Here is a 9,297-nt window from a genome sequence, read left to right on the forward strand (position 1 = left end):
GGGGCCGCGGGCGGGCGGGTCGGGAGGCCGGCGGTGCGCAGGGCGGCGAGGGTGGTGCGGTGGCGGGCCTCGTCGGCGAGCAGCGCGGCCAGCAGCTGGGCGTACAGTCCGGAATCGCCGGCGCCGTCCAGGGCGGTGGCCAGCCTGACCACCTCGACGGGCGGGCGCAGGACGGCCAGTTCGCCCAGCAGGAGGGTGGCGAGCGCGGGCGGCAGGCCGGCCGCGAGAGCGGCGAGGTCGGCGGTGGAGCGACCGGCGGCCTGGCGCAGCAGGGTCCGGACGTCGCCGGCCCGGCCGTGCTGCTGGAGGCAGGCGGCCAGGGAGGTCAGCTCGGGTATCGGCGCCGACCCCCACTCCCAGAGCAGTGTCGCGCTGTCGGCGGTCAGTCCGGCCCGCTCCAGTGCGCAGAGCAGGCCGGGGACGGAGGCGGCCGGGTAGCCCCAGAAGGCGTGGAACACCTCGGCCGCCGCCTCGGCCAGGCCCAGCTCGCGCAGCTCGGCGAGCACGGCGACGCAGTGGTCGGGTGCGGACCGGGAGATGCCGCGGGCGAGGTGGAGCGAGGCGCCGGTCGGGCCGTACTTGGCGAGCATGCCGACCAGCAGTGCGGCGTCGGAGGGGGCGAGGCGGGCGGCGGCCGCGTCGATCACCCCGGTGGCCTCGGCGAGGGATCCGGCCCGGTGGAGGGCGGTGATCCGCTCGGTGAGGGCGCCGAGATCGGGGCGGACGGGCGGCGGCGGGGCCTGCTGCTGCGGTGGCTGCTGTTGGTACTGCTGCTGGTTCTGCTGGCTCTGCTGGGGTGGTGGTGGCTGCTGCTGTTGTCTGATCCGGCTCTCCAACGCCTCCAGTTGGTCGCTGAGTTGGAGGCAGCGGGCGCCCAGGCCCTCGCGGAGGGTGCGCGCCTGGGCGAGCTGTCGCAGCAGTTCCCCGTCCGGTCGTTGGCGGCCCGGGGTGGCGCGGATCGCCTCGTTCAGGCGTCGTTCACGTTGACTCGCGTAGCGGCTCGCACGGAGTAACTCGTCCAGTTCCGCGCGGAGTTCGGCGGCCTGCTGCTCGCCCTCCGGCTGCTGGCCTGCGGATTGTGCCGTCGGCCGCATGCGCATGATCGCCCCACCCTGTCCATCCAGACCCTGACTGCGTGACATCCTGGCGTCAGTATGTGGCGTGGGAGTTAAGAGTGCACGACCAGTCGTGTCCGAGCGGTGTCAAGGAGCGCGCAGAGGGCGGTCGTTGCGAGAAGTGCGCCGGTCGCGCTCCGTAGCAGGGTCGCCTCGTAGTACGGACCGGGAGCGAAGGCCGCGACGGCGTACCCGACCGCCGCACCCGCGAGGGCGGGGATCAGCAGCAGCGGTGCGTCCCGGCGGGCCGCCGCGCCGATCACCAGGAGCCCGGCCAGGGCGGCGAGTTCGGGCGTGCCGAAGGTCTCCGCGTAGCGGATCGCCAGGGCGGGGACGAGGAACAGTGCGAGTGCCCGGCCGATCGTCCCGGCGAGCGCGGCGGTATGCGGGCCGGGCGGGCGCGGGCACCGGGACGGGACGGCGCGGGTGGCGACGAGCACCGCCAACGCGGCCGCGGCAGAGGGGAGATGATCGCCGAGCCGGGCGAGGTTGTAGAGCAGCGCGGTGTCGTACAGCACCAGCATCAGCTGGCCGTACGCCCACAGGTCGAGCGTGAAGCGGAACAGGCTGCGGGCGGGTCCGGCCTCCGGTGGGGGCTCGCGGCGGGCCTGCCAGGCGATCAGCGGGGGCGTGAGGAAGGCTGCGGTCGCGCGCAGGACGAGGTCGTCCACCGTGTAGGGGTTCCGCAGGTCCCACTCCACCGCGCAGAACGCCACGGTGTACGAGGCGGCGGCGAGCGGGATCAGCGGCGAGCGGGCCAGCCGGACGTACAGCGCACCGTCCAGCCGGCGGACGACAGCGACGAACGCCAGCAGCACCAGCGGCAGTTCGAGGAACGCCTGCACCCGGAGCACCGACGGGGCCAGCAGCTCCGGGGCCGGGAAGCGGGCGGCGAGGGAGTCCAGGCGGGGGACGTCGAACCAGCCGGGCGGCAGGTGGCGGGTGATGAAGGAGACGTCCCCGTGGTGCACCCGGTTCACGTAGACCGCGACGAGCACCTGGTTGAGGTAGACCAGCGCGACGACGGCCGCCAGCGCCGGCTCCGGCCCGAGCGCGCCGCCGTTGCGCCCGGCGGGGGCCTTGCGCCGCAGCACCCTCGGCGCCAGGACCAGGGCGGCAGCGGCCGAGGCCACCACCGTCCCGTCCAGCAGCGGAGCGATCCCGCTCATGCGCCCAGCCGCGCCCGCGCCTCCATCAGTGCGAAGCCGAGCAGGTTCAACCCGCGCCACTCGGCGGGCTGTTGGGCCCGGATGTCGTCGGAGGCGAGCCCGATGCCCCAGATCCGGTCCAGCGGACTGGCCTCGACGAGCACCCGCTCACCCGTGCCCAGCAGGTAGTCGCGCAGCACCTCGTCCTGGCCGAACTTCGCGACGTTGCCCGCCACCACCAGCTCGAACCGGCCGGCCACCCACGTCTCGTCGTCGAAGCCCTTCACCAGCCGGCCCAGCTTCTTCGCCTCGGCGGGCGTCCGGGCGGCCAGCACCCGCTGCGCGATCTCCTCGTCACCGAACATCCGGGCCTTGCCGGCCATCATCCAGTGCTCGGCGGAGGCGTACGCGACCCCGTCGACGGTGAACTCGCCGGGCCACCACTGGCTCAGGCACTCCTGCCGAGTCCCGCCGCCCTTGCGCTCGGTGTGCCCCCAGAACATCACCCACTTCGGCCGCACCCCGTCGGCCATCAGCGCGGCCAGCTCCTCGCGGCTGCGGACGGCGGCAAGGTCCGCCACGTGCATCTCGCTCATATCGTCAGTCTGACACGAAGGGGTGCGTGTCCGCTAACCGTTTGATTGCGGCGTATTGCTCTCGTACCGTGGCCGGGCGTCCGGGATCTCCCGCCCGCGTGCGGGACTTCGGGGCAGGCGAACGCGGTCGTTCGATCCCCGAAGCCGCCGACATCATCCGCGCAGCCCTGGTCGAGGCGCCTCGCGAAGATCCCCTCGGTCAGCCCGCAGCCGCCAGCTCCAGGAACCGCAGCCCGACCTCCGTCACCTCGTCCGCCGTCCAGCTCTGCGCCGGCTCGCCGAGGCTGACCTCGGCCATGGCGAGGCCGGGGGCGGCATCCTGCCAGTGGGAGACGAACCAGATCCCCTCCTGCTCGGCCAGCGTCAGGTGGGCGGCGTTCAGGGCCTTGGCGGAGAACGGCAGCCAGAGCTGGAACTCGTGGGTGGGCGGGACCTCCGGGTAGAGGCGTGCGCCCGGCAGCGTGGCCAGGGCCGGCACGAGGGTGGCCGCGTGGTGGACGTAGCCGGGGATGCGGGGCAGGGCCGTGTCCAGGCCGTGGAGGGCGGCGATGGCGGCCGGCCACTGCTGGGCGAGCCGGCCGCCGTAGCGGTGGCACCAGGTGCGGGCGTAGGCGACGAGGTCGGCGTCGCCGGCGAGGGCGGCCCCGCTGATCCCGCCGAGGTCCTTGTAGTAGGACACGTAGACGCTGTCGGCGAGGGCGGCGATCTCGTCGAGCCGCCTGTCGAAGTGGACCGCGGTGTTCCAGAGCCGCGCACCGTCGAAGTGCACCCGGGCGCCGGCCTCGCGGGCGGCGGCGACCAGGGCGGTCAGCTCGTCCCAGGTGGGGAGGAGGTAGCCGGGGTCGCGCAGCGGGAGTTCGACCGTCAGGGTGCCGAACGGCTCGCCGAGCGCACCGAGTTCCTCGGGCGTGGGCTGGCGCTGCTCGGTGGTGGGCCAGAGGCCGCGCAGGCCGGTGAGCTGGGTGTACGCGTGGCGCTCGTGCCGCTCGATGTGGCTGAGCGGGTGCAGGGCCACAGCCGGGTTGCCGGTGCGTTCGGCGTGGTGGCGGAGGGCGACCTGCTGGGCCATCGTGCCGGTGGGGAAGAAGACCGCGTCTTCCTTTCCGAGCAGCGCGGCGGTCCGTTCCTCCAGCTGCCGCACCGGCCCGTCGCTGCCGTAGAAGTCGTGGGGGATGTCCAGGCCGTCCAGGGCGGCGAGTTGGACGAGGCGCTCGCGGATGCTGAGGATGCGGTCGCCGGAGAGGAAGCGCTTGCACGTCATACGGGCCGCACGGCGCCGGTGGAGCTCGCTCTGGTCATCGATCATCCGGCGATTGTCGAACTTGTAGTGAGGTCGGACCAACTGCTTTTCCCCGTACGGGGCGGGGATCTCGCCCAGGACCTCGCGCGTGCCCCCGCCCGGGACCTCGCGCGCCTCGACGAACTCCCGCGTACGGACGAGCGCAGGCGTCCGGCGTAGGAAGCGCGCAGCGACGTCCAGGCCCTGGAACCGGGCGCAGGCCGATCGATGTCCACGCCGGTGGACCGCGACACAGGGTGAAGCCCCGGTCCCCGTCGGATCGAACGCGCCAGGGATGCCGGGTCAGGAGGGGAGAACCACGATGGCGGTGCCTGCGAGTGTCCGAGGGCTCGTCGGGGTGGCGATCGCGGTGTTCACGTTGCCGCTGGTGCTCGGCGCCGCGAAGTTCGGCTTCCGCTTCTCGATCGCGAACACGATCGCGACGGCCTGCCTCGTTCCGTGCGCCGTGGCACTCGCCTGCGCCCGCCCGAACGGCTTCCGATCTGCCATTGCCGTCGCCGGGTGTGCGGTCGGGCCTGCGGCGGTGTGCGCGGGAATCGTTCTGCTCCTGGGCGGATTCGGGTTCGGCCGCCCGGACGCGATGCTGCTCGGGATCGCGCTGCCGATCGCGGCGATCGCCCTGCTGGCCGCAGCCTTCCAGCGGGCCCGGGGTGCCGAGTACGGCCGCCGACCGGCCGCACTCGGCTGGTCGGCGGCCGCTCTCTCGGCCGTCTGCCGGCCCCTGCTGATCTTCGTCTAGGCCTGGGCGGCCGGGGTCAACTGGACCGGTAGTAGGCCGCGATCGGGGCTCGGGCCTCCTCGGGCAGGGCTGGGCCGTCCGTCGGTACGGTCGGCCAGGCGCCCGAGTCGGGGTTGAGCTCGACGAGTTGTTCCGTGGAGAGTGCGTAGACGACCCGGCCGATGCCGGAACGGAGGATGCCCCCCTCGCACATGCCGCAGGGCTGGCAGCTGGTGTACATCGTGGTGCGCGCGGCCGTGTCCGGGGAGAGTTCACGGGCGGCCCAGCGGGCGAGCTTCAGTTCGGGGTGGGCCGTGATGTCGTCGTCGCGACGCACGGTGTTGTGGGCCTCGGCGAGGATCTCGCCGTCCGGGCCGGACAGGAGGGAGCCGTACGGGGCGTCACCCAGGGTGGCCGCGTGGGCGGCGATGGCGATGGCCCGGCGCAGCAGGGTTTCGTCGGCTTCGGTGATCACGCGGTTCTCCAGTGGGTGGCCACGGTGGTGAGGGTCTGCCAGGCCTCCTGTGGCCGACGGGTCTCCTCCGGGGCCCCGTGGTAGGGGTCGAACACGACGGTCTCGGCGCCGAGACCGCGCAGTTGGCGCAGGTCGTCGAGGATCTGGTCGAGGGTGCCGACGCCGGCGGGCCGCTCGGGGTCGTCGACCGGCGTGGTGGTCAGCCGCAGGGCGATGCGGGGCGCGAACCCCGGCATCGGGTGCTCGGCCAGGACCGACCGCATCCGGGTCAGGGGGAGCCGCAGCGGGTGCCAGGCGTCGCCGAACCGGACCGCCCGCCGGAGCGCCGCTGCGCTGTGGCCGCCGACCCAGACCGGTACCGTTCGGCGGTCGGATTCACCGGCTTCACCTGCCCAGGCGTCCCGCAGCGTGCTCAGGTGGTCGTCGGTCAGTCTGCCGCGCGCGCCGAACGGCACGCCGAGGGCGTCGAACTCCTGGCGCGCCCAGCCGACCCCGACTCCGAGGACGAACCGGCCGCCGCTGAGCCGGTCGAGGGTGCCGGCCATCCGTGCCACCAGCAGCGGGTTCCGGTAGGGCAGGACGAGCACGGTCGTGCCCAGCCGCAGTCCGGTGGTGGTCCCGGCGAGCCAGGACAGCGTGGTGAACGGCTCGTAGAACGGCTCCGGGTACCGCTCGGCGACGTCCGGGGTCACCGCCAGGTGGTCCGACACCATGAGGAGGCCGAAGCCGAGGCCCTCCACGGTCCGGGCCCACTCGCGCAGCACGCCGGGGTCGGTACCCGGCCCGAAGTTCGGTACGTTGACGCCAAGTTGCATGCTCCGAGGCTATCCGCGTGATCATGGCGGAAGGAACGGCCTCTTCCCGGTCCTGGCCGTTGTCTGCCGTGGTTCTCCCGGTAGATTCGTGGAATGGCCGTGAATCTTGACGACACCGACTGGGCGATCATCGGGCAGCTGCAGCGGGAGGCCCGTGTCTCCCTCAGCGAGCTGGGGCGGCGGGTGTCCCTCAGCCCGTCGGCGACCACGGAACGGGTGCGGAACCTGGAGTCGCTCGGCGTCATCACCGGCTACCACGCCACGGTGGACCTGGCGAAGGTCGGCTACCCGGTGCTCGCCGTCGTCCGGCTGAAGTACCCGGGCAACCGGCACGAGCCGCTGCGCCGACTGCTCGCCGAGCGGCGGGAGATCCTGGAGTGCCTGCGCACCACCGGCGACGACTGCTACACCCTGAAGGTGGCGGCGACCTCCATGGAGCACCTGGAAACCCTCGTGGACGAGCTGGCCGGCTTCGGCAGCACCACCACGAGCGTCGTCTACAGCCGGACGCTGCCGCTTCGCGGGCCCGGCCGGCCCTGACGCCGAGGGCGAAGGCGCTCCCTCGATCGGGGGAGGCCGGCCGTCCGCCGCGCGACGAGACTGGCGATCGTGACCGGGGAGTTCCCTGCTCCCCACGATTCCACAGGAGTTGACTCGTGCGCCGTTCACGGATCCGCCACATGGCACTCGCCCTCTCGCTCTCGACCGCCGTGGCCGTCGGGGTGCTGGCACCGTCCGGCGTGTCCGCCGCGGCCTCACCCGACGTCGTGCAGCAGGGGCTGAACGCGCTGGTGCGGACGGACGGGGTGCCCGCCGCGCTCGCGACCGTCCGGGACGGGCGGGGCAGGACCCGTGACCACACGGCAGGGGTGGGGGACCTGGCCACCGGCGCCGGGGTCCCCGCCGGCGGGCAGGTGCGGATCGGCAGCAACACCAAGACCTTCACCGCCGTCGTCGTGCTCCAGCTGGTGGGGGAGGGGAAGATCGACCTCGACGCCTCCGTCGACGCCTACCTCCCCGGCCTGGTCCGCGGCGAGGGCGTCGACGGACGGGGCGTCACCGTCCGGCAGCTCCTCCAGCACACCAGCGGCCTGGCCGACTACGAGGGGCAGCTGGACGAAGCCTCCCTCCGGTACCGGTACTTCGAGCCCCGGGAACTGCTGGACATCGCTCTCCGGCAGGAGCCCGTCTTCGCGCCGGGGGCGAGGTTCGGCTACAGCAGCACCAACTACGTGCTGGCCGGCCTGATCGTCCAGCGGGTGACCGGCCGGCCGCTCGCCGAGGAGATCGACCGGCGGATCGTCCGGCGCATCGGGCTACGGCACACCTACTTCCCGGCCGTGGGCGACCGGACCATCCGGGAAGCCCACCCCAAGGGCTACCGCAGGGACTCCGCGTCCGGGCCGCTGGCCGACTTCACGGAGCTGGACCCGTCGGCCGGCTGGGCGGCCGGTCAGATGATCTCCACCAACGCCGACCTCGACCGGTTCTTCACCGAGCTGCTGATCCCGGACCGCCTGCTGCCTGCGGCCCAGCTCGCCCAGATGCGGACCACCGTCCCGGTCGGGGACACCGGCATCGGCTCCGGACTGGGCATCTTCAGCCGGCCGCTCTCCTGCGGCGGGGTCTACTGGGGGCACGGCGGCGACATCCCGGGCTACGAGACCCGGGGCGGCGCCACCGACGACGGCCGCGCCGTGAACATCGCGGTGACCATCGTTCCGGCCGACGACGCCGTCACCCGACACCTCGAAGCCGTCGTGGACACCGCGCTGTGCCGCTGAGGCGCTCGTCGGGATGCCGGCGTACGGACGGGCGGTGATCTCGGCGGTCCGGTGGTGGTGCGCTCGTGCCGGGCGCGGCCGGCCGCTGTGAGGTGCGGCCGGGACGCCTTCGCCAGGTCCTGCTCCGGCAGCTCGGCGGCCGTCAGTTCCTCGGTCACGCCGTGGACGACCGACTCGTCGGTGGCGTGGTGGCGTGGTGGCGCGGTGCGCCTCGGGCATGACTTTCGACAGATCCGGTGCGCAGGCGGCCCTCGTAGGGTCGTGGGCATGCGGATGAGTGGGATGGCGCTGCCCGTGGTGGCGTCCGTGTGTATCGGGTTCGGTGTCACGAGCCTCTGGTGGGCGCTGCCGGCGATCGGATTCTCCTTCCTGGCCGGACTGCGAGTGGAGCGGGTGCGGCCAGCGGCGGTGGTGTTCGCCGTCCTGGTCGCGGCCGGCGTGCTGGTGATCGGGTCGGTGCCCTCCTGGATCGTTCTGGGCCTGCGGTTCGTCGCGCTCGCCGTGAGCACCGGGATGGGCCCGTGGCTGCTGGGCCGGTTCTGGCGGCAGTCGCAGGAGCTCGTGCGCGCCGGGTGGGAGAGGGCCGAGCGGCTGGAGCGGGAGCAGCAGCTGGTCGCCGAGCAGGCCCGACTGCGCGAACGGGCCCGGATCGCCCAGGACATGCATGACGCCCTCGGGCACGACCTCAGCCTGATCGCCCTGCGTGCCGGGGCCCTCAAGCTCGCCCCCGACCTGGCCCGGCCCCACCGGGAGGCCGTCCAGGAGATCCGGGCGGGCGCGGCCACCGCCATCGACAGGCTCGGCGAGGTGATCGGCATCCTGCGCGACGGGGACGAGGGCGTCGGCGGCACCCCCGCGGCCCACGGACCGGCCGACTCGGACGTTCCGCACCTGGTCGCCGAGGCGGCTGCCGCAGGCCTGGATGTCCGCTCGGAGATCACCGGCGAACCGGACGGGCTCCCGCGTGCCTCCGAGCACGCCGCGTACCGGGTGGTGCAGGAGGCACTGACCAACGCCGCCAAGCACGCGCCGGGGGCGCCCGTCGTCGTGGAGGTGGCGTACTCGGCAGACGGTGCCCGGGTCCGGGTGGCCAACGGCCCCGCGCCTGCACCTGTGTTCGCGCCCGCGTCCGCCGTTCCCGGGACGGGGCCCTCGGTATCTGCGTCAACCCCGCGCAGCGCAACGCCCACCGGCGGTCGCGGCCTGGTCGGGCTGACCGAACGCGTCCGGCTCGCGGGCGGCGCCTTCACCCACAGGGCCCGTCCGGACGGCGGGTTCGAGGTCGTGGCCGACCTGCCGCGCCGTGCCGCCGGGCCCGTCCCGGCGGCGCCCACCGCCCCGCCGTG

Annotated in this window: 10 protein-coding genes; 4 read left to right on the forward strand and 6 right to left on the reverse strand. The window is 73.6% G+C overall.

Annotated elements, in window-relative coordinates:
* The 4 genes from KS423_RS29500 to KS423_RS29515 form a co-directional block, all read right to left on the reverse strand.
* Nucleotides 1-1,100: hypothetical protein (locus KS423_RS29500; RefSeq protein ID WP_224282826.1), on the reverse strand; the 1,100-nt coding region annotated here is incomplete at its 3' end.
* Nucleotides 1,101-1,168: 68 nt separating this feature from the next.
* Nucleotides 1,169-2,284, reverse strand: a complete 1,116-nt coding sequence (locus tag KS423_RS29505) for a hypothetical protein (protein WP_224282827.1) — start codon at nucleotides 2,282-2,284, stop codon at nucleotides 1,169-1,171.
* Nucleotides 2,281-2,859, reverse strand: a complete 579-nt coding sequence (locus KS423_RS29510) for an NADAR family protein (protein ID WP_374120050.1) — start codon at nucleotides 2,857-2,859, stop codon at nucleotides 2,281-2,283. Before KS423_RS29510 ends, KS423_RS29505 begins: the two co-directional genes overlap by 4 nt.
* Nucleotides 2,860-3,058: 199 nt before the next feature.
* Nucleotides 3,059-4,165, reverse strand: a complete 1,107-nt coding sequence (locus KS423_RS29515; RefSeq protein ID WP_224282828.1) for a low specificity L-threonine aldolase — start codon at nucleotides 4,163-4,165, stop codon at nucleotides 3,059-3,061.
* Nucleotides 4,166-4,460: 295 nt separating this feature from the next.
* Between KS423_RS29515 and KS423_RS29520 the strand changes: the two genes are divergently transcribed.
* The gene (locus KS423_RS29520) at nucleotides 4,461-4,898 is read left to right on the forward strand and encodes a hypothetical protein (protein ID WP_224282829.1); all 438 of its coding nucleotides are present in this window, start codon (nucleotides 4,461-4,463) and stop codon (nucleotides 4,896-4,898) included.
* Between the two features lie 16 nt (nucleotides 4,899-4,914).
* On the opposite strand, the gene KS423_RS29525 is transcribed toward KS423_RS29520, so the two are convergent.
* Both KS423_RS29525 and KS423_RS29530 read right to left on the reverse strand, forming a co-directional pair.
* On the reverse strand, nucleotides 4,915-5,352 hold the full coding sequence (locus KS423_RS29525; protein ID WP_224282830.1) for a nucleoside deaminase: 438 nt from the start codon (nucleotides 5,350-5,352) through the stop codon (nucleotides 4,915-4,917).
* Nucleotides 5,349-6,167 (reverse strand): LLM class flavin-dependent oxidoreductase, encoded by an 819-nt coding sequence (locus KS423_RS29530; protein ID WP_224282831.1) that lies wholly within the window; start codon nucleotides 6,165-6,167, stop codon nucleotides 5,349-5,351. Before KS423_RS29530 ends, KS423_RS29525 begins: the two co-directional genes overlap by 4 nt.
* 93 nt (nucleotides 6,168-6,260) lie before the next feature.
* On the opposite strand from KS423_RS29530, the gene KS423_RS29535 reads away from it, so the two are divergent.
* The 3 genes from KS423_RS29535 to KS423_RS29545 form a co-directional block, all read left to right on the forward strand.
* On the forward strand, nucleotides 6,261-6,707 hold the full coding sequence (locus KS423_RS29535; protein ID WP_224282832.1) for an Lrp/AsnC family transcriptional regulator: 447 nt from the start codon (nucleotides 6,261-6,263) through the stop codon (nucleotides 6,705-6,707).
* A 140-nt stretch (nucleotides 6,708-6,847) separates the two neighbouring features.
* Complete coding sequence (locus tag KS423_RS29540; protein ID WP_224282833.1) at nucleotides 6,848-7,951, forward strand: serine hydrolase; 1,104 nt, start codon at nucleotides 6,848-6,850, stop codon at nucleotides 7,949-7,951.
* Nucleotides 7,952-8,218: 267 nt separating this feature from the next.
* The coding region (locus KS423_RS29545; protein ID WP_224282834.1) for a sensor histidine kinase at nucleotides 8,219-9,297 on the forward strand (1,079 nt) is incomplete at its 3' end.

Source organism: Streptomyces sp. LS1784 (assembly GCF_020103755.1).
Lineage (GTDB): Bacteria > Actinomycetota > Actinomycetes > Streptomycetales > Streptomycetaceae > Kitasatospora.